17 protein-coding genes, 1 tRNA gene and 1 pseudogene are annotated in these 18,214 nt (G+C 58.6%); 6 read left to right on the forward strand and 13 right to left on the reverse strand.

What is annotated here, in order from left to right:
* Nucleotides 1-428: 428 nt before the first annotated feature.
* The 6 genes from ACLD1Y_RS08945 to ACLD1Y_RS08970 all read right to left on the reverse strand — a co-directional run bounded on the left by ACLD1Y_RS08945 (nt 429) and on the right by ACLD1Y_RS08970 (nt 5,755).
* The gene (locus ACLD1Y_RS08945) at nt 429-1,814 is read right to left on the reverse strand and encodes a tyrosine-type recombinase/integrase (protein ID WP_429477351.1); all 1,386 of its coding nucleotides are present in this window, start codon (nt 1,812-1,814) and stop codon (nt 429-431) included.
* 229 nt (nt 1,815-2,043) lie between these two features.
* Nucleotides 2,044-2,119: transfer RNA gene (locus ACLD1Y_RS08950), tRNA-Gly, on the reverse strand.
* Between the two features lie 60 nt (nt 2,120-2,179).
* On the reverse strand, nt 2,180-2,740 hold the full coding sequence (gene pgsA, locus ACLD1Y_RS08955) for a CDP-diacylglycerol--glycerol-3-phosphate 3-phosphatidyltransferase (RefSeq protein ID WP_003232771.1): 561 nt from the start codon (nt 2,738-2,740) through the stop codon (nt 2,180-2,182).
* 32 nt (nt 2,741-2,772) lie between these two features.
* A complete protein-coding gene (gene uvrC, locus ACLD1Y_RS08960) occupies nt 2,773-4,596 on the reverse strand; it encodes an excinuclease ABC subunit UvrC (protein ID WP_429477353.1) in 1,824 nt (607 codons plus the stop codon).
* Nucleotide 4,597: 1 nt separating this feature from the next.
* Complete coding sequence (gene gacA / locus ACLD1Y_RS08965) at nt 4,598-5,239, reverse strand: response regulator transcription factor GacA (RefSeq protein ID WP_429477355.1); 642 nt, start codon at nt 5,237-5,239, stop codon at nt 4,598-4,600.
* 150 nt (nt 5,240-5,389) lie between these two features.
* Entirely contained in the window at nt 5,390-5,755 is a 366-nt protein-coding gene (locus ACLD1Y_RS08970) for a helix-turn-helix domain-containing protein (protein ID WP_429477357.1), read from the reverse strand.
* 82 nt (nt 5,756-5,837) lie between these two features.
* Here ACLD1Y_RS08970 and ACLD1Y_RS08975 point away from each other — a divergent pair, with 82 nt between their 5' ends.
* Nucleotides 5,838-6,077 (forward strand): DNA-binding protein, encoded by a 240-nt coding sequence (locus tag ACLD1Y_RS08975; RefSeq protein ID WP_429477359.1) that lies wholly within the window; start codon nt 5,838-5,840, stop codon nt 6,075-6,077.
* A 35-nt stretch (nt 6,078-6,112) separates the two neighbouring features.
* On the opposite strand, the gene ACLD1Y_RS08980 is transcribed toward ACLD1Y_RS08975, so the two are convergent.
* Nucleotides 6,113-6,544: a GNAT family N-acetyltransferase gene (locus ACLD1Y_RS08980; RefSeq protein WP_429477361.1), complete on the reverse strand. Its 432-nt coding sequence runs from the start codon at nt 6,542-6,544 to the stop codon at nt 6,113-6,115.
* Nucleotides 6,544-7,293 carry a carbon-nitrogen hydrolase family protein gene (locus ACLD1Y_RS08985; RefSeq protein ID WP_429477362.1) on the reverse strand — a complete coding sequence of 250 codons (750 nt, stop codon included), beginning with the start codon at nt 7,291-7,293 and terminating at the stop codon, nt 6,544-6,546. Before ACLD1Y_RS08985 ends, ACLD1Y_RS08980 begins: the two co-directional genes overlap by 1 nt.
* 609 nt (nt 7,294-7,902) lie before the next feature.
* Here ACLD1Y_RS08985 and ACLD1Y_RS08990 point away from each other — a divergent pair.
* The 5 genes and pseudogenes from ACLD1Y_RS08990 (at nt 7,903) to dkgB (ending at nt 11,280) form a co-directional block, all read left to right on the forward strand.
* Nucleotides 7,903-8,982 carry a 3-deoxy-7-phosphoheptulonate synthase gene (locus tag ACLD1Y_RS08990; RefSeq protein ID WP_429477364.1) on the forward strand — a complete coding sequence of 360 codons (1,080 nt, stop codon included), beginning with the start codon at nt 7,903-7,905 and terminating at the stop codon, nt 8,980-8,982.
* Between the two features lie 41 nt (nt 8,983-9,023).
* A pseudogene (locus tag ACLD1Y_RS08995) lies at nt 9,024-9,162 on the forward strand (cupin domain-containing protein); the annotation flags it as partial.
* 121 nt (nt 9,163-9,283) lie between these two features.
* Nucleotides 9,284-9,484, forward strand: a complete 201-nt coding sequence (locus ACLD1Y_RS09000; RefSeq protein ID WP_429477366.1) for a hypothetical protein — start codon at nt 9,284-9,286, stop codon at nt 9,482-9,484.
* A complete protein-coding gene (locus ACLD1Y_RS09005; protein ID WP_429477368.1) occupies nt 9,472-10,299 on the forward strand; it encodes a hypothetical protein in 828 nt (275 codons plus the stop codon). The genes ACLD1Y_RS09000 and ACLD1Y_RS09005 overlap by 13 nt, the downstream gene beginning before the upstream one ends.
* Nucleotides 10,300-10,461: 162 nt before the next feature.
* The gene (gene dkgB / locus ACLD1Y_RS09010; protein ID WP_429477370.1) at nt 10,462-11,280 is read left to right on the forward strand and encodes a 2,5-didehydrogluconate reductase DkgB; all 819 of its coding nucleotides are present in this window, start codon (nt 10,462-10,464) and stop codon (nt 11,278-11,280) included.
* Here dkgB and ACLD1Y_RS09015 read toward each other — a convergent pair.
* The 5 genes from ACLD1Y_RS09015 to ACLD1Y_RS09035 form a co-directional block, all read right to left on the reverse strand.
* The gene (locus ACLD1Y_RS09015; RefSeq protein WP_429477371.1) at nt 11,277-11,699 is read right to left on the reverse strand and encodes a chemotaxis protein CheY; all 423 of its coding nucleotides are present in this window, start codon (nt 11,697-11,699) and stop codon (nt 11,277-11,279) included. The genes dkgB and ACLD1Y_RS09015 overlap by 4 nt on opposite strands.
* A 133-nt stretch (nt 11,700-11,832) precedes the next feature.
* Nucleotides 11,833-15,447 carry a transporter substrate-binding domain-containing protein gene (locus tag ACLD1Y_RS09020; RefSeq protein WP_429477373.1) on the reverse strand — a complete coding sequence of 1,205 codons (3,615 nt, stop codon included), beginning with the start codon at nt 15,445-15,447 and terminating at the stop codon, nt 11,833-11,835.
* Nucleotide 15,448: 1 nt separating this feature from the next.
* The gene (locus ACLD1Y_RS09025; protein ID WP_429477375.1) at nt 15,449-16,078 is read right to left on the reverse strand and encodes a response regulator; all 630 of its coding nucleotides are present in this window, start codon (nt 16,076-16,078) and stop codon (nt 15,449-15,451) included.
* A gap of 303 nt (nt 16,079-16,381) precedes the next feature.
* Nucleotides 16,382-17,098: an MgtC/SapB family protein gene (locus ACLD1Y_RS09030; protein WP_429477377.1), complete on the reverse strand. Its 717-nt coding sequence runs from the start codon at nt 17,096-17,098 to the stop codon at nt 16,382-16,384.
* Nucleotides 17,099-17,594: 496 nt separating this feature from the next.
* A complete protein-coding gene (locus ACLD1Y_RS09035; RefSeq protein WP_429477379.1) occupies nt 17,595-18,212 on the reverse strand; it encodes a GNAT family N-acetyltransferase in 618 nt (205 codons plus the stop codon).
* Nucleotides 18,213-18,214 lie beyond the last annotated feature (2 nt).

Genomic DNA, 18,214 nt, shown 5'->3' on the forward strand with positions numbered 1-18,214 from the left:
TATTTACCCTTCTGCTAACCTCAAATGCCTATGCCGCCATGGGCTGTAGCGATCCTGATCCGTGGTACACATTCAGCGGGATTGAGGCTCTAACGTGTTTACTCTCAGGCCAGTGGTAACAAACTAATTCCGCTATGACTAAGCTTGGCTGTGGCAACCTCTCAAAATCACAATCAAAGCGTTTTGAGAGGTTTTTGTCGAGGAGCATAGTACTTACACTGCCGCCATTAGCGAGCGCATGTATCAAATCCACTACCCTACTTAGGACGCTGCATTGCCAGGAATCAAAAAGCACCAGTCGCACGCGGATGAGCGAGGGTAACGCTTACTTCGAATCGCCGCTCCCCTACTGTCAAGCACCATTCGTCTTCTGCGGCCTACTGAACCACGCACCAGGTCGGCATTGTCCCGCCAGCATGTCAGATAACCTATTTGTGAAGAGAGGAATATTGCTCCGCCGCTACAGCCGCTATCACTGAAGCGATCAGCTCCTGCGGCAACGGACTTTGCTCAGCCAAAGTCTTCAAGACTGCCGCAATCACATCCAAGCCTTGCGGCACCGCTGACTTCGGCAATGCCGGCTGCGGCAGCCCACGCTCCCAACACTCAAGACGATCCGCCCAGTCTTGCATCATGGCTTGGCGCTGGACCACATACTTGGCGTGGTTGTACGAACGTCGCACCTTGTTGGGATCCGCATGCGACAGCTGAGCGTCGATCCATTTGTCTTTGTAGCCCAACTCGTTCAAGGCGGTGGACAAGGTGCCACGGATGCCATGCCCCGTGAGTCTGCGGTTATAGCCCATGCGCTTGAGCGCCATGTTGAGGGTGTTCTCGCTGATACTTTCGCGAATCTTGAAGCGATGGGGCAGCAAAAAGGACTGCGCCGGCACCTTGGCCTGCAACAACTCTTTGATGATTTCAATGGCGGGCTGAGACAGCGGCACGATGTAGGGTGGAATCTCCTCATCTCCCCGGAGTTCGCGCACCCGAAGCTGCTTGACCAATTCTGGCGAAATGATCCACACCTTACGCTGCAGATCGAACTGCTCGGGCTTAGCGGCACGCAGCTCACCGGTACGCACTCCGGTCAGCAACAGCAGACGAATACCTCGCACGGTATTGGGGTGACCGCCGTAGCTGCTCAACTTGCGCAGCAGCTCCGGGAGTTCGTCCATCTGCAGGTAAGGATTGTGACGGACCTTGGGCTTGGGCAGCGCCACGATATCGAGGTCGGCAGACGGGTTTGTCGCGAGCCCCTTTTCGACCATCGCATAACGGAACAACTGGTTGAGCCAGGTGCGACACTTCTGCGCCGTGGTCATGGCTTTGCGCCGCTCGATCCGGCGCAGCACTTCCAGCACATGCTGACGGGAAATCTCAGCGATCGGCAAATCACCCAGCCAGGGCAAGATATCTTTGGCGAAGTGGCGGTCAATCTGCTCCAAAGTCCCCTGGCGTCCAGCCTTCACGCTCAAGGCTTTGAACGCACGCCAGTCGGCGAAAACACTTCGAAAGTAACCATCTGTAGAGGCGCTGGCGGCCAGTCGTGCTTCGCGACGGTGAGTGCGCGGATCAACGCCCTGGGCAATCAAGGCCCTGGCCTCGTCCCGACCCCGGCGCGCATCTTTAAGGCTGACTGCTGGGTAAACACCCAAGGAAATACGTGCCTGTCTGCCCAGCCAATAAAAGCGGAAATGCCATTGCTTGGCACCCTTGGGCCCCACGAACAGCGCAAGCCCATCCGTATCTTTGATGGTGTAATTTATACCGGAAGGTTTCGCCTGGCGAACGGCGGTATCGGTCAAGGCCATGATTACATCTCCCGTCTCGTAGGATCGAGGAGATGTATATCGATGCCGGACCGGGGCGTTCCGCCCAAAATCCGCTGTGCCCGCTACCCGATTTCGATGTACTTAATTATGTACTTAAAATGCGTGGCTGGGGGTGGATTTTGACGGATTGCACTGGAACGAAAAAAGACGCCTAAGCGTCTATTTTCAATGACTTACAGACTTCGATGGAACTCTGTAGATCGATATTTGGAGCGGGAAACGAGACTCGAACTCGCGACCCCGACCTTGGCAAGGTCGTGCTCTACCAACTGAGCTATTCCCGCTTGGTGATGCGCATTCTATACAAATCTCGTAACCGGTCAACCCTTTGATTCAAAAAAGTTTTATTTCTTTTCAACGGTGGTGCGCAGATGAGGCCAGGCAGCGCGCAAATACTGAAGCATGGACCACAGCGTCAGACCGGCCGCGATCAGCAGCAAGGCGTAGCCCGTCAGGACCCAGAAGGAGAAGTCCGAAGGGTTGGCGAGCAGGATAACCAATGCAAGCATCTGCGCAGCGGTTTTCCATTTGCCCATGTTGGACACGGCGACGTGGGCACGGGCGCCGATTTCGGCCATCCATTCGCGCAGGGCCGAGACGACGATCTCGCGACCGATGATCACTGCCGCCGGCAGTGTGAGCCACAGGTTACCGTGTTCCTGCACCAGCAGGACCAGGGCGACGGCCACCATCAATTTGTCGGCCACGGGGTCGAGGAACGCACCGAAGGGCGTGCTCTGTTCCAGGCGGCGGGCCAGGTAGCCGTCGAGCCAGTCGGTGGCGGCCGCAAAGGCGAACACGGAGCTTGAGGCTGCATAGCTCCATTCGTACGGCAAATAGAACAACAGAATGAAAATCGGAATAAGCAGGACGCGTAGAACGGTGATCAGATTAGGGATATTCATCGGCACAACTGGCTACGAGGTGGAAAGGCATTCTATTCGCTATGCAGATTCGCATAAATCAACTCAGCGAGCTTTTTACTGATACCGGGAGCTTTGGCTATTTCGTCAATGCTGGCACGGGATAGCTCCTGCAAGCCACCAAAATGTTTAAGCAAGTCGCGGCGGCGCGTCGGCCCAACCCCTGCCACCCCTTCCAGGGTTGAGGTTCGCCGGGTTTTGCCACGGCGGGCACGGTGCCCGGTAATGGCGAAACGGTGGGCTTCGTCGCGGATCTGCTGGATCAAATGTAATGCGGGTGAGTCGCCCTTCAAGGTGAACTCATGGGCGGCATCATTCAAGTACAACGTCTCGAAACCGGCCTTGCGCGTGGCGCCTTTGGCGACGCCGAGCAGGATCAGGTCGGGCACCGCCAGCTCGTTGAGCACGTCACGGGCCATGGACAGCTGGCCCTTGCCGCCGTCCACCAGCAGGATATCCGGCAACTTGCCTTCGCCGTCCTTCAACTTGCTGAATCGCCGCGTGAGCGCCTGGTGCATGGCTGCGTAGTCATCGCCGGCGGTAACGCCTTCGATGTTGTAGCGCCGGTAATCGGATTTGATCGGCCCCTCCGGCCCGAACACCACGCAGGACGCCACCGTAGCTTCACCGCTGGAGTGGCTGATGTCGTAGCACTCCAGGCGCTGCGGCGGCTCGTCCAGGTTGAGCACCTCGGCCAGCGCGTCGAAGCGTGCGGCAACGTGCTGTCGATTGGCCAGGCGTGCGCCCAGGGCCTGCTCGGCGTTGGTCACCGCGAGTTGCTGCCAGCGGGCACGTGTGCCGCGCACGCGGTGGCTGATGTCCAGCTCGCGGCCGCGCAGTTCGTGGATCGCCTCGATCAGCGTCGGGAAGTCTTCGTGCACCACGTTGACGATCAGTTCCGACGGCAGGTCGCGCTCGGGGCTGCTGACGTAGTACTGGCCTAGGAACGCGGCCATGACTTCGGCCACTTCTTCGTCGATACCGGTTTGCGGAAAGAAGTTCTTGCTGCCCAGCACGCGGCCACCACGCACGCTGATCAGGTGCACGCAGGCGCCGCCCGGGTTGACGAACGCGGCGATCACATCGACGTCGCCGGTGCCGCCTTCCATGCTTTGCTGGTCCTGTACGCGGCGCAGCAGGGAGATCTGGTCGCGCAGCTCGGCGGCGCGCTCGAAATCCAGGGTGCTGGCGGCCTGCTCCATCGCGCTGGAGAGTTCATCGGTCAGCGCATTGCTGCGCCCTTCGAGGAACATCACCGAATGGCGTACATCCTCGGCGTACTCCGCCGGCTCAACCAACCCTACGCAGGGCGCCTTGCAGCGTTTGATCTGGTATTGCAGGCACGGCCGCGTGCGGTTCTTGAAGAAGCTGTCTTCGCACTGACGCACAAAAAAAGTCTTCTGCAGCAGGCTCAGGCTTTCGCGGATAGCGCCGGCACTGGGATAGGGGCCGAAGTACTTGCCCTTCTGCTTCTTCGCGCCACGGTGAATGCTCAGGCGTGGGAAGTTGCCGTCGGATAAAAACACATAAGGGTAGGATTTATCATCACGCAGCAAGATGTTATAGGGCGGCCGCCATTCTTTGATCAGCGTCTGCTCCAGCAACAGCGCCTCGGTTTCATTGGCGGTGATGGTGGTTTCGACCTGGGCGATGCGCGCTACCAACGCAGCCGTCTTGGGCGCGAGGCCGCTCTTGCGAAAGTAACTCGCCAGACGGTTTTTCAGGTTCTTGGCTTTGCCGACATAAAGCAGGCGTGCCTCGCTGTCGAACATGCGGTACACGCCGGGGCGGCCACTGCAGGTTGAGAGAAAGGCACTCGGATCAAACGATGTGGTCATGTCAGGCGCTGGCGTCCACCATGCCGTGGCGCACCGCGAGCAGGGTCAATTCAACATCACTGCTGATGGCGAGCTTCTCGAATATACGATAGCGGTAGGTGTTGACGGTCTTGGGCGACAGACACAGTTTGTCGGAGATCGCCTGCACCTTCTGGCAACCGACGATCATCAGTGCGATCTGGATCTCCCGTTCCGATAACGCATCAAAAGGCGAGTCGCTGACTGGCTGGAAGGATTTGATCGCCAACTGCTGGGCAATCTGCGGGCTGATGTAACGCTGGCCGGCAAACACAAGGCGAATGGCTTGGACCATCTCGGCCAGGCCCGCGCCCTTGGTCAGGTACCCGGCCGCACCGGCCTGCAACAGGCGCGTTGGAAACGGATCTTCCTCACACACAGTCACCACCACGACTTTGATGTCGGGATGGCTGCGCAACAATTTGGTCGTGGCGCCAAGACCACCGATACCCGGCATCTTGACGTCCATCAGCACCACATCGGGTTTCAGCTCCCGGGCCTTGATCAGGGACTCTTCCCCGGACTCGGCCTGACCAACTACTTGCAGGCCATCGATGTCAGCCAGCATTCGTGTAATGCCTGTACGAACGAGATCATGGTCATCGACTACTAGCACCCTAATCAAGCAGACACCTCGCGATATGGTCTTATAGGTTGCTGGACACCTTAGCAAAAAACCAAGGCGCAGACCTAGCTGCAAGCGTCATATATATAGCGATTGGGTGCAGCGCATGTGCCCACCGAGCGGCAGGCGGCTGCTTTTATCAGGAAACGCTCAGGAATCCTGGGGCTGCGGCTTAGCTTTGCCATTCAGCGCAGCAGAATGCTCTGCCAGGGTCGACGTCAGGCGGCGAATCGCATCCTGGTCTTCCTTGAACATCGCGCGGTAATCGCCCAGAACTTTTTCTTCAATCTGGCTCAGGTTTTCCAATTGAATGGGGGTGGCATTCCCGGTCAACACATACAGGACATCCACACCTCTTTCGGCGACGCGAGACAAGTAGTCAGCCTTGGGCGCGCGCCCTCCACTTTCATACTTGCCTTGTGCGTTGGCTTCAACGCCTCCTATCTCACCAAAAATTTTTTGCGACAGGCCAAGTCGCTCTCTTTCTTGCCTCAAACGCGAACCGATTCCACTCATTTGGATGTATGATCCTATTTTGCACACCCCAAGAGGTGACACATTCATCTCTTTGTTAAACGAACTTGAACGGTTTTGAACTATGCCCGGAATCCGTACTGCCGCACAAGCCAAGGCCTGGCTGGAACATCAAGGAAAGTCAGTTCAAGCGTTCGCCCGTGAACATGGCGTAGATCCGGCAACCACCTATCAAGTGCTCGCTGGGCGCAAAAAGGGACGGCGTGGAGAAGCCCACAAGGTAGCGGTCCTGTTGGGCATGAAAGAAGGGATCATCCTTACTGAAACTGATGGCCAAAACAGCGATCAGGAAGTTGTGTCCTGAAGCCAGTATGCGCTTATTCCACTTGAGTGCATGGTTTAGCTTGAGTGACAGATGCGCTCCATGCACCAGTAGGTCTCTTCTTCAATGACGACGCTCAAGCCCATGCGCTCGTAGAGCCGCTTGGCCGGGTTAGTCTTGAACACCGTCAAGCGCAACAAGCCCACGGGCTGAGCCTTCAGCGCCATCTGCTCCAATACCCATCTGCCCGCGCCAAGCCCACGACAAGCTTCGAGCATGTGCAATTCACGGATGTACAGCGCCTTGCTGTCGCGACTTAGGCTGACATAGCCCATCACCTCATCACCCTTGCAGATCAGCCAACTCTCACGCCCTGCCCAGGCGGTATCGAAGCCACTGTCGGACCACAACAAACCGTACTGCGAGTAGTAGCGGCTCATGGTCTCCTGAGTCAGGGTTCGCGCGAAGGGCAGGTCCTGATCCGTCGCAGCTTGTAGGCGAAACACCATTAGAGCGCTACCACTTGGCCGATCCACTGTTCGTCGTTGCGACGAGCAATCACCAACGCATCACCCGCACCCGGCACGGCGGCAAGCAAACGGCCATCAGGCCCCCAGGCAGCACTACACCCCGCGCATGCCCAACCACCCGAGGGGCCACCATGGTTGGCCATCAACACCAGCAGGTCATGCTCGACGGCATAGCCCTGGAGCAAGGCACTGTCGGTTGCATAACCACCCTCGCTGATCAACACACCAGCAGCGTATACATTGGCGCCCGCCTCGGCTGCCGCACCGGGATGGCTGGCGTGGGCAAAGTCTGCGCAAACCGCCAGCGCAATTCGATCATCCCCCCATTCGAGAGTGGCACCACCGCCTCCAGGGATAAACGCCGCTTCTTCGCCGGGGTGCAGATGTTGCTTGGTGTAGACCGCCAGGGAGCCGTCAGCCCCCAGTACCAGCGCGCCAATCAACACACCGGCTTCGGGTGCGCGGCGAATCGGCATCCCCACCACCACAGTCAACCGCAGTTCCTGCGACATCTCGCGCAGTGGCGCCAGCACAGCGTCCTCGGGCGCAATGGCCAAGCCAGCTGCCAGCGCCGGCTCATACCCGGTCAATGACAACTCCGGAAACACCAGCAGTTGCACGCCGCGTTCGGCCGCCGCACGCATCAACACCAAGTGCCGCTGGATATTGGCCGGCACATCGCCCGCGATGGAGATGGATTGAGCAGCAGCAAGGGTCAAGGCAGTCATGGTCGCGTCCAAACCGTCCATATCAAAGGGTCATCAGCCTATCTCAACCGATAGGAGTAAGTACCCCAACGTAATAGAAATTAATGATTGAAGCCGCCTACTCGCCTCTAGTAAGCTCCCTCCATCATTTGGAGCACAACATGTTGCAACTCACCCACACTCAGGTTTGCCCTGCTGCCAGCGCCCCGCGCTCGGTATCGGCTACCCGCGTGAACGGTTCGAGCGCAGCTGTAAGCTTTTATTTTGGGTATTGGTTTAGCCACTGGCGCGCCTGATACCTGAAATCGGCGCCCACTGTTCAAGGGGTCGCCTACCAGAGAAATCTAACCCCCGGTCGGCTCCCCGACCGGGGGTTTTGTTTTTTCAGACCTTCAAAATATTTAGTAAGAACACTTAAGGAATTACGACATGAACTACGCCACCTATTACCGCTACGACACCTCCACCGCATGGCGATTTAGCAAGCTCCGCTCGGGACAGCCTGCCGCCTCCGATCGGTCACCTCTTGGTGGCAAGCCAACACACGTAGCCGATACGGCCAATTGTCGAACACCCCAGTAGGGCCAAGCGCGCGGGAATAGCCCGCCGCTTGCCCAGGAAGCCTTGAATATGAACTCTGCCACCACCGCTCTGCCTGTCACCACACTGACCTGTGCCAATGAAGCGCTGTCCCAACGCCTGCCAAGTTCTCTTGATTTAAAGCACAAGCTGCCCCTGAGCCCGTTCCTCAACGAACAGATCCATGCCCATCGCCAAGCCGTGCGCGCCATCCTCAATGGCGAAGACTCACGCTTGCTGGTGATTGTCGGCCCGTGCTCGATCCACGACCCTGAATCGGCGATGGAATACGCGCGCAACCTGAAGAAACTGGCCCTGGAGGTCAGCGACCAGATGCTACTGGTGATCCGCGCCTACGTCGAAAAACCGCGTACCACCATCGGCTGGAAAGGCCTGGCCTACGACCCGCACCTGGACGGCAGCGATGACATGGCCGCCGGCCTCACCCTGTCACGCCAGTTGATGCGTGAAATGCTGCGCCTGGGCCTGCCGGTCGCCACCGAGCTGCTGCAACCGATGGCCGCCGGCTACTTCGATGACCTGCTCAGTTGGGTTGCGATTGGTGCGCGCACCACCGAATCCCAGATCCACCGTGAAATGGCCAGTGGCCTGGGCATGCCCGTGGGCTTCAAGAACGGCACCGACGGCGGCGTGGCGATTGCCTGTGATGCGATGCGCTCGGCATCCCACCCCCACCGCCACTTTGGTATCGACAGCCAGGGTCACCCGGCGATCATCCAGACCCCGGGCAACCCGGACACCCACCTGGTGTTGCGCGGTGGTCACCGTGGGCCGAACTACGATGCGCAAAGTGTGGCTCAGGTGAAGCTCGAACTGGCCAAGTCCAAGATCGCGACGCGGATCATGGTCGATTGCAGCCACGCCAACAGCGGCAAAGACCCGTTGCGTCAGCCAGCGGTGTTCAACGAAGTGCTGGAGCAACGCCTGCAGGGCGATACGTCGCTGATCGGCATGATGATTGAGAGTCACCTGTTCGAAGGTTGCCAACCGCTGAGCGGGTCGATGAAATATGGCGTGTCGGTGACGGATGGGTGCCTCGGTTGGGACAGTACCGAACAGCTGTTGCGCAGTGCTGCAGAGCGCTTGCGCGAACAACACACAATCATCTGACATGCAGCGCTCAGAATGTGCGGGCTTGCTCGCGACAGTGGTTATGGGTTGGAGCGCGGCATTTTGTGCTGGAGGAAGGCGACAGTTTCAGCTTTACCAGCCGCGCGCGCCCATCGCCATGGCAACCCCGGCAAGGTCGATACGCGGGTGATCAGGGTGATTAGTCCGCCGACTATTTAGGCCGCCGGCATAAATGGAGACCTTTCCTACGGGAACTGACGACGGTGGCGTGGCGGCCATCAGTGGCGATGGCCGTTGAGTGCTTGCTATAAAACGGGCACTTCTTTTTGAGGTTTTCGCCATGTCGTTACTGCATTTGCTGTTTGGGAAGCCGACTCAGGATGAATGGGAGCGAGTAAACGCGGTCAAGTCTTACAGAACCTGGAAGCTCTACGATTGCGGCATTGGCGTGGACGCGGCCGAGGTCGCAGAGTCGGAGAACTACAAGGAAGCCATACGCCAGGTTCGTCAGATGGAGGCCGATGATTCATGGGCCTGTTGATCATCGTGCCATTACTCGTCAGTGGTTATATGGTAAGCATTCGGCACCCATTTTTCTTCAATCGCCTGCACCGATTCCAAGGGCAACTGCTCTACCTACAAGTGGCGAGATTAGGCATGGTGTGCCTCATTGTCGCTACAATCCTGAGTGCTGCAATACTCGCGCTATCAAAGCAAAAGCTCCACGTCGCAGGCCACGAAATCACAACAGACTACAGCCGCTACCTGGGCGACATGCTGGTTCGGCTCGACATCGCCAATGAGCGAAACAGCGCATTGTGGGTGTTTCTAATCCAGATCGGGCTCAGTGCCATGCTGCTTCCTTTTGGCTGGGGAGCCTTCTACGTAAGTGCAAAAAAGAAAGTACTGAAACTTGAAACGGACACACAGCTCAACTATCTGCTGTCATTGGAAGTGCTTGAGGGCAACCCGTTCAGGGTCTTGCTGAGAGAGTCCATTGAACAACGCGCACCTTGCATGTTCAGCTTGAGTGATCGCAAGGTGTATGTCGGGATCGTGATATTTGTAGGCGCGCCCACTGAATCCGAAGGCATTGACCATGCCTTCACCCTGCTTCCCATTCTTAGTGGCTACCGGGATAAGGACACATTGGAAGTCACCCTCGACACTCACTACACACATGCGCAACTGCCCCAGCCCATCATGCTGATCCAGGAAAACGTCGTATCTGCCACCCGCTTCGACTTCACCACCTGGAACACCTTCCAATCCCGTAAAAACCGCAAGCCCCGACAAAGCCAGTTCTATCAACACCGCCCGGCACGCCCGATGAAAGCCACGCGGGCCTGTGCTTGAGGCGCACATACACGCTCAGGCCAACTCGACACAAAAATGCTCTTGCGGGCTTGGGCATTCGTGACCTGCGGTAAAGACTCCTTTTCGGTTTCGGCGGTGTTTCCGAAGGAACGACGGGCGGATACTCGACTCCATTGTTCACACGCCCTTCTGGAGTTACTGATGTCTATCCCCGCGCAAAACGTCCCAGCCTTTGGCCTCGGCACCTTCCGCCTGCAAGGCCAGGTAGTGATCGACTCCGTCAGCACCGGCCTGGAACTGGGCTATCGCGTCATTGATACCGCACAGATCTACGAGAACGAGGCAGACGTTGGCCAGGCCATTGCCGACAGCGGCATCCCCCGCGACGAGCTGTTCATCACCAGCAAGATCTGGATCGCCAATTTCGCTGAAGGCCAGTTGATCCCCAGCCTCAAGGAAAGCCTGCGCAAACTCAAAACCGACTACCTGGACCTGACCCTGATCCACTGGCCATCGCCGGAAGGCAAGGTGCCCGTTGCAGAGTTCATGGGCCAATTGCTGGAAGCCAAACGCCTGGGCCTGACGCGCCAGATCGGTATTTCCAACTTCACCATCGACCTGATGAAGCAGGCAATTGCCGCAGTCGGTGCCGAGCACATCGCCACCAACCAGATCGAACTGCACCCCTACCTACAAAACCAGCAGGTGGTGGATTTCGCCACTGCCCACGGTATACAGATCACTTCGTACATGACCCTGGCCTACGGCGAAGTGCTCAAGGACCCGGTGATCAAGCAGATCGCCGAGCGCCATCAAGCTACCCCGGCGCAAGTGACCCTGGCTTGGGCCATGCAACTGGGTTATGCGGTGATCCCCTCCTCGACCAAACGCGCCAACCTCGACAGCAACCTCAAGGCCCTGCAACTGACCTTGAGCGCCGCCGACATGGCGCAGATCGCTGGCCTGGAACGCGGGCACCGCTTGACCAGCCCCAAGGGCATTGCACCGAAGTGGGACTAGGCCCCGGCCACCGGCGTGCGGGATAACTCTCGCAGCCATGGCAACACCCGCAGGCCGGTAGCGGCCTGCGGCGGGTCGATGATGTCCATGAAGTGTTCGAGATTGACGTTGTCCGGCACGCCGGGCAACCGTACCAGCACGGCCGGTGTTGTACCGGACGGGGCACCCAGGTCCAGGTGGTCGTAGACCAGTACATGCCGCGCCTGGGGTTGCGGCCCGCAGGTCTGCACCGTGAGCCCGGCATTGATGATCAGCACATCAAAGGGTTCAGCCGGAATGGCCGTAAGAATCTGGACTTCTTCGAAGGTCTGCACCGGGACAATCCGGTGGTACCCCAGTTGATTGAGCATTTTTTCGATGTACAGCCGCTGCAGGTGCTGTTCATCGGCAATCAGGATGGTCAGTGCTTTGTTTGGCATGGCAAACCCCTGGCAGGCAGCGCTCGTCAGTGAGCGTGGCCCATTCTCCAGACATATCCCGAAGACAAAATCAGGCTTGTTCCCCTTCTATGTAGGAGTTCTCCCAAATACACCGAATGGCTATCTACCCCAGTCATGCCACCTTGCTGTAAAGGCTCAAGCCGTGATGCAAGGCTTCGATGGCCACGCCGACGGCATCGGCTGCTGCTCCCAGTGCTTCGCAATCACGTCGCTCACACACGCCCTCCAATGTTTCGCAGGCTGTGATCAACGCTCGGGCCTTAACCATCCGTGCGCCACCTTTTACGCGATGGGCCAGGTCGTGCAGCTTGGCGAAGTCCGCGCGATTCAGCAGGGCAGGCAAGAGCGCACCATCGCCCTCTAGGCTGCCAATCAATGGCTCCAGCAATTCATTGAGGCCGGCCTGGTCATCCCCGACCAGCGTGATCAAAGCATGCAAGTCAAACAACGGCTCAGCCTCATGCTCTGCACTGGCGACCGTGCATGCGGCCAAAGCCGAGCGCAAGTCTTCAAGCCCCGTGGGTTTGAACAGGCAACCATCCATGCCCGCCTGGCGGCAGCGCTCGGCTTCTTCCGGCTGGGCGTTGGCGGTAAAGCCCAGCAACAGGCAAGGTTGCAGGCCGCGCTCACGCTCCTGTGCGCGGATATCTCGCGCCAGCGCGTAACCATCTTTGAGAGGCATGTTGCAGTCGGTGATCACCCCGTCAAAGTGCCCGGCCTGCCACAGGTCAAGCCCTTGCACACCGTTTTCGGCTGTCGTGATGCGATGCCCCAGGAAGCTCAGTTGTCGCTTCAGCAGCAGGCGGTTGGCCGGGTAGTCATCCACCACCAGGATGCTCAGCGCACGCACCGCAGGAAACTGAGAAACCGGTGCCGTGACCGGCGCGGCGGCAGCCAGTGCCAACGTCAATGTCACATCCACCCGCGTGCCCCTGCCCAGCACACTGCTCAAATGCAACTCTCCCCCCATCATTTCGCATAGGTTGCGACTGATCACCAAGCCAAGGCCCGACCCGCTGCGTGCCGACTGCTCGTTGTTACTGCCTTGGATAAATGGGTTGAACAAGCGCTGCTGGTCCTCTGCGCTGATTCCAATACCACTGTCTTCCACCCATAGCCGCAGGTTCAGTTGGCCGTCCACCAAACGCGCGCCTTGGGCGCCCAGGCGTATTTGGCCTGTGGTGGTGAATTTGATCGCATTACCCAACAAGTTTGACACCACCTGCTTGAAACGCAGCGGGTCGATCATCACCGGATGGTCGATCAAGGGGTCGAGCGCTACCTGCAGCGCCAGTCCCTTGTCGCGCGCCAGCCCTTCGAACACCCGCGCCACCGATGCCAGCAACTCATGCAGGTTGGCAGGCTCCAGGGCCAGGGACAAATGGCCGGATTCGATGCGCGCAATATCCAGAATGTCACCGATCAGCTCCAACATACTGCGCGACGCCACCGATGCCACTTCCAGCGCATCGCGATCGGCATGGCCCTGCTCTGCGTTCTTCAGGGCCAGTTCGATCATGCCAATCACTGCATTCATGGGCGTGCGGATCTCATGGCTCATGGTCGCCAGGAAGGTAGTCTTGGCCCGGTTGGCGGCGTCTGCGTCTTCCTTGGCTTCCTGCAGTTGGCCGAGCAGGCGCTGGCGCTCGCTGACATCGACCCAACCGGCGATCATACCCACGACTTTTTCATCACCGTCGCGGTACGGCAGCATCCATTGGTAGATGGTCAACACTTCACCAGTGGGCACCTTGAGCACGCGATCATGGATCTGTGGCTCGCCGCGTTCCATCAAGTGCATGTAGTCGGCATGGAACGACCGGGCCTGGGGCGGGTTACCGGTGTCGGTTTCCACCACGGTCTTACCGATCACATCTACCAGTTTGAAGCCAAACACATCGAGGTAAGCGTTATTACAAGCCATCAACCGTCCCTGGCGATCACGCACGTAAATCGGGTGGGGCGTGCCGTCGATCAATACGCTCATAAAGCGCATCTGGTCGCTTAACGCGCGCTCGGCCTGGGCACGTTTGTGAATCAGGTTACGCAGGTAGAGCCCCCATCCCAGGGTCACCAGCAGCAACAGTGCGGCCAGGCCGAAGCCTTGGATAATCACATTGCGGTGGCGTAGCCAGTAACTGTCCTCGATGATGATTTCGCTGCGCCAATGGTTTGTCAGCTCGTCCATTTCTTCAGGGGGCATGCTCAACAGCGCTTTGTCGAGGATCGAATACAACTCCAACTGGCTGCGGTTGACGCCAAAGGTGATGCGCGCAGGCTCCCTGCCGACTGTACTGGTGATGCGCAAACGGTCACGGTAGTTGCGCGCGATCATGTAGCGTGCGCTGATCAGCGTTAGCACGGTCGCGTCGGCGCTGCCGTTGGCGACCATGGCCAAGGCCTGCTCGGGATTTTCGACGTTCAACAGTTCGATATTGGGGTAATCCCGGGTAATCTGAGCCGCCAGGCTGTTGCCGGCAATAAACGCCAGGCGCTGGCCAGGCAAGTCCTCCAACGTGACCCGCCGCCGCTCGTCATCGCGCACCACCAACACATAGGGATTGGACAGGTAAGGCCGGGTAAAGCGGATTTTCTCGGCGCGTTCGCTACTGGGCGTGACCACTGCCAGCATGTCCACTTGGCCCCTGCCGGCCTCGTCTATTTGCTTGGGCAGCGAACTGCCCCGCTCTACATCGAACTTTAAGCCAGTGCGCAAGCTGATGCGCGACAGCACCTCGGCGCTCAAACCTTCGAACTGCCCCTGTTCGTCAAAAAACGATAACGGCGCAAACTTACCCAGTACGGCCACTTTCACCCGCGGGTGCTTGTCCAGCCAGCGCTGTTCGTTAGCGCTCAAGCGCAACCGCTCTGCTTCCAGCAACCCACTGCCACCAGCGCTCCAACGCCGCAGGATCTCCAGTTGCTGGCTGGCCGGCACGCTCGCCAGGGCGGCATTGACAATGTTCAACAAGCGCGTGTTGTCGTGGGTAAAGGCAAACCCAAACGGGTTGACCTCCAGGCTGGAAAAATCAGCCATGCGTACATTGTTGAGGTGATTCTTGTTGATCAGGTATTGGGTGCTGATGGCATCGCCCAGGTACACATCCGCCTGGCCGAACGCCACTGCGCCGATGGCTTCGAACGTCGACGCAAAGAGCTGCAGATGGGCGTTGGGATAGAACGCCTGGACGGCATCGGGTTGCATGTAGTGGTACAGCATCGCCACACGCTTGCCGGCAAGGTCGGCGCTGAGCGCTTGACGGTCTTCCGTGCGAGTCACCAACACCGGCTGGTCGTTGGCGTAGGAACGGGACAATACCAACTGCGAGTCGGCCGCCTCATAGCCGTTGGCCGAGCCTACAAAATCCACCTTGCCCGCTTTGAGTGCCTCGATCACTTCATCGCGGGTGTCGTAACGTTGCACATCGACGGCGATATTCAAGCCTTGGGCCAGCAACGCCGCATAGTCCCCGGTGATGCCTTCGAGTTCGTCGTTATTGTTGGTCAAGTCGAAAGGGGCATAATCGGGTGCCGACACCCCCATCACCAGCCTGCGGCGCTCACGCAGCCAGCGCCAGTCGGCCTCATCCAGCGTCACCGCAGGGTTTTCCAGCATGGAGTGGCCCAGCAGCTTCAGGGGGTGCGGTTCATCCAGGGCCATCACTGCCACGGGCAATAGCCCCATCAGCAGGATGGCCAGGCGTTTAACCAACCCGTGGGTGTTCATTTCAGATCAGATGATTGCGCTGGGCGAACTTGGACAAGTGCACCACTGAAGACATATGCAGCTTTTCCTTGAGCCGGGTCTTGTAGGTACTGATGGTCTTGTGGCTGAGCAACATATCTTCGGCAATTTCCTTGTTGCCCAAACCCAGGGCTAGCTTTTGCAGCACCGTCAGTTCTCGGTCCGACAGGGAATCCACCAGTGCCTGTTCAGTGGTCTGCAGGTCATCACGTCGCACCGAACTGGTGGGCAGGCTGGGGAAGCAGCTGTAGTTGGACATCACCGCCTTGATCGCCTTTTGCAGCTCGTCCAGCTCCCCGGTCTTGGCCACAAAGCCCATGGCCCCGGCGCGCATGCAGCGGGTGGAAAAGAACACCGCCAGGTAAGAGGTGAGTACCAGGATCCTGCAGGGCAGCTCCAGCGCCTTGATCCGGCTGATAACCTCCAACCCGCCAAGCTTGGGCATCGCAAGGTCCAGAATGACCAGGTCGGGGCGCTCCTCTCGGGCAATCTGCATGGCATCAGCACCGTTACCCGCTTCAAAAACCTTATCGAAGCCTTCCTGCTTCAACAGGTACTTCACGGTGGCGCGTATAAAAGGGTGATCGTCCACAATTAAAGCTTTGTTGCTCATAAGACTCCCCTGGGAGGATCAGTACGCTTACATTTCACGCGGGACCTATCTACCTGTGAGAAGTAACAGTTCCGACAAACGGTGCTGATTACTCTGCGCAACACTTCAGGCAGTTCAGGTCCCTCCTCTTGAAAAACACGGTAAACACGTAAAGCCGCACCCGGGTTCCTGGGCAGGCGCAAGCGCGCAACCTTAACAACGGCGTGTTTTTTCAAATGAAGGGATAGTCTCGAATGCTTGTAGGACTTTTCCTCGCTAAAGCATAGCCAGTTTTGCGCAAGGCAAAGCAGGCCAACCGGAGGCCTATTCGGTCGTGCTAGGGCTCCAGAATGCCTGTACCACCAGGGTCGACATCGAGATCCGCGCCACTAGCGCATCCAGCTCGTCACCGTCCACCGAGGTCACTGCCAGGGTGGCTTCGATCTCCACCTCTTCAGTACCGAATGGCCGTACATCCACATCACTGGCCGGGTAATTGCAACGCGCAAGTTCGGCCTCCAACAAGGCCAACACCGCCTTTTGCTGGGTACGGCGGGCGATGACATACAGGATATTGGTGACCTCCGCCGACACCACGTCCAGCGGCTGGCGGTTGATGTTGTTGACGATCGGTCGTAACAGCGTGTTGGCCGCCAGCACGAACAGCGTGCCCAGCAGCGCCTCGAGGACCAGGTCGGCACCCGCACAGGCCCCCACCGCCGCCGATGCCCAGAGCGTGGCGGCGGTGTTGAGCCCGCGCACGTTGCCCTCTTCGCGCATGATCACGCCGGCCCCCAGGAAACCAATGCCTGACACCACATACGCAACCACGCGCACCGCGCCTTCGGCGCCACCCAGGCGATTAGCCATGTCGACAAAAATGGCCGCGCCGACCGCCACCAGCACGTTGGTACGCAAGCCCGCCGTGCGCTGGCGGTACTGGCGCTCGAAGCCGATCAGGCCGCCGAGGATAAACGCAGCAGTGAGGCTGACCAGGGTATCGATCAAGGAATTGAGGTTGATGTTGTTGATTGCTTGCATGAAATAGCTCCATCAATGCAGCAGCAAATTGCGCACACAGCTCCCGAGTCAGTCGGAAACTGGTTAGCGTTGATGAGAGAGGATCGAAACAGGGCCAGGACTGGCCACCGCCGGGATGCCGCTTCTCGCGTTTATATGGCGAGACAACGGCATCGGAAAAATGCGCGTTACCTTGCCAAGCCATTACCGGTTACTGAAACCGGCTGACAACTGTCACTTGAACAAGTACCCACTGAGGGCCTCCGCTATGGATGAAAACGCGCGCAGCTTACGCCCCGATGACGAGAGAGTAAACGGTAGGAAGTTTCCGCATTATGAATAAGAATATTCCTCGCCTTTGTAGTGAGCGGGCTTGCCCCGCGCTGGGCTGCGCAGCAGCCCCAAACCAGGCGCCTGAATCATGTCTGAAAGACCGCGGTGACTGGGTTGGGGCGGCTTCGCCACCCAGCGCGGGGCAAGCTCGCTCACCACAAAAATGTGGCCGCCTTTCGTTTCCTTAACTGACGGGTATTAGAGGGTCCGTGTCTGGCCGGTCCCGCTCCACCCTCGCCAGGTAATCCTCAACCTGCCCCCCCATCAACGCCTTGACCTGAATCGACACCCTGTTCACCTGCCGCCCCATGGTGATCCCCTCACGCGTGCGCACCTGCACATAACCGAGCCTGAGCCAAAAACGTTCCGCCTTGGTATTGCCAATGACCACCGTCAACCGCAGCCAGTGGGCACCGTTCTTAACAGCCCAAACCTCAAGGTCTGAATGCAGCCGTTGCGCAAGGCCAGTGCCCCGCAAGCCCACATCCACCAACAGCAGCCCGATATGCCACACACCTAACGCCAGCAGGTCCGCCGCAATGTTCACCACGGCGACCAGTTGGCCGCGAGCATCGCGGTAACCGAGCCAGTACATCCGGCTGCAGTGCCAGCCTGGCGGCAACTGCCCTCGCAACTCTTCACGCGCCTCGGTCGGCGTAGCCGGCTCGCCGTTGACTGCGATGAAATATTCCGGCGCCCGCTCAAAAAACCGCTGCAGCTCTGCCTCGTCGCCAGCGCCCAGCTCACTCACTCGAACGCCGTCCACGGAACTACCGGGTAGCCCCCATGAATCAACGCCCATAC

The organism is Pseudomonas sp. 18175 (assembly GCF_050432925.1).
Taxonomy (GTDB): domain Bacteria; phylum Pseudomonadota; class Gammaproteobacteria; order Pseudomonadales; family Pseudomonadaceae; genus Aquipseudomonas.

Excerpts from the sequence above, each read along its gene's own strand:
- ACLD1Y_RS08945 (WP_429477351.1), bottom strand. The coding sequence starts at position 1,814 with ATGGCCTTGACCGATACCGCCGTTCGCCAGGCGAAACCTTCCGGTATA.
- pgsA (WP_003232771.1), bottom strand. The coding sequence starts at position 2,740 with ATGAATATCCCTAATCTGATCACCGTTCTACGCGTCCTGCTTATTCCG.
- uvrC (WP_429477353.1), bottom strand. The coding sequence starts at position 4,596 with ATGACCACATCGTTTGATCCGAGTGCCTTTCTCTCAACCTGCAGTGGC.
- ACLD1Y_RS08970 (WP_429477357.1), bottom strand. The coding sequence starts at position 5,755 with ATGAGTGGAATCGGTTCGCGTTTGAGGCAAGAAAGAGAGCGACTTGGC.
- ACLD1Y_RS08975 (WP_429477359.1), top strand. The coding sequence starts at position 5,838 with ATGCCCGGAATCCGTACTGCCGCACAAGCCAAGGCCTGGCTGGAACAT.
- ACLD1Y_RS08980 (WP_429477361.1), bottom strand. The coding sequence starts at position 6,544 with ATGGTGTTTCGCCTACAAGCTGCGACGGATCAGGACCTGCCCTTCGCG.
- ACLD1Y_RS08985 (WP_429477362.1), bottom strand. The coding sequence starts at position 7,293 with ATGACTGCCTTGACCCTTGCTGCTGCTCAATCCATCTCCATCGCGGGC.
- ACLD1Y_RS08990 (WP_429477364.1), top strand. The coding sequence starts at position 7,903 with ATGAACTCTGCCACCACCGCTCTGCCTGTCACCACACTGACCTGTGCC.
- ACLD1Y_RS09000 (WP_429477366.1), top strand. The coding sequence starts at position 9,284 with ATGTCGTTACTGCATTTGCTGTTTGGGAAGCCGACTCAGGATGAATGG.
- ACLD1Y_RS09005 (WP_429477368.1), top strand. The coding sequence starts at position 9,472 with ATGGGCCTGTTGATCATCGTGCCATTACTCGTCAGTGGTTATATGGTA.
- dkgB (WP_429477370.1), top strand. The coding sequence starts at position 10,462 with ATGTCTATCCCCGCGCAAAACGTCCCAGCCTTTGGCCTCGGCACCTTC.
- ACLD1Y_RS09015 (WP_429477371.1), bottom strand. The coding sequence starts at position 11,699 with ATGCCAAACAAAGCACTGACCATCCTGATTGCCGATGAACAGCACCTG.
- ACLD1Y_RS09020 (WP_429477373.1), bottom strand. The coding sequence starts at position 15,447 with ATGAACACCCACGGGTTGGTTAAACGCCTGGCCATCCTGCTGATGGGG.
- ACLD1Y_RS09025 (WP_429477375.1), bottom strand. The coding sequence starts at position 16,078 with ATGAGCAACAAAGCTTTAATTGTGGACGATCACCCTTTTATACGCGCC.
- ACLD1Y_RS09030 (WP_429477377.1), bottom strand. The coding sequence starts at position 17,098 with ATGCAAGCAATCAACAACATCAACCTCAATTCCTTGATCGATACCCTG.
- ACLD1Y_RS09035 (WP_429477379.1), bottom strand. The coding sequence starts at position 18,212 with ATGGGCGTTGATTCATGGGGGCTACCCGGTAGTTCCGTGGACGGCGTT.